Source organism: Herbaspirillum lusitanum P6-12 (genome assembly GCF_000256565.1).
GTDB classification, from domain to species: domain Bacteria; phylum Pseudomonadota; class Gammaproteobacteria; order Burkholderiales; family Burkholderiaceae_D; genus Herbaspirillum; species Herbaspirillum lusitanum.
In genome coordinates, this window is record NZ_AJHH01000185.1 from 1 (window position 1) to 329 (window position 329).

The following is a 329-nucleotide window of genomic DNA, read 5'->3' on the forward strand; positions in this document are numbered from 1 at the left end:
AAGGTCGGCGCCGGGTCTGGCGACTGGCAATACGCTGCGCGCCAGTGCTTCGGCCAAGGTGAGCGTTTCACCGTGAAGGCGGATCGCGATGTCGCCGTCGAGGCCGGTACGGCTCAGGAACAGCGCGACGCGGTCGGGTGCATGGCGCGGCAGGATTTCCGCCAGCGCGCCGGATTGCCATTGCGCGTAGCTGTCGGCGGGCGCGTCGAATTCCAGGTGATAGATGCCCTGACCGGCGCTGCCAGGATTGAGCAGCTTGCGTTCGCGCAGAATCCAGCCGGCATAGGGCGCTTCCGCCGACGCCGGCGCCGCTTCTTCCAGCGGGGAAA

1 pseudogene is annotated in these 329 nt (G+C 67.8%); it reads right to left on the reverse strand.

Annotated features, from left to right (window positions below):
• A pseudogene (locus tag HLUSI_RS27280) lies at positions 1-329 on the reverse strand (nitric oxide synthase); the annotation flags it as partial.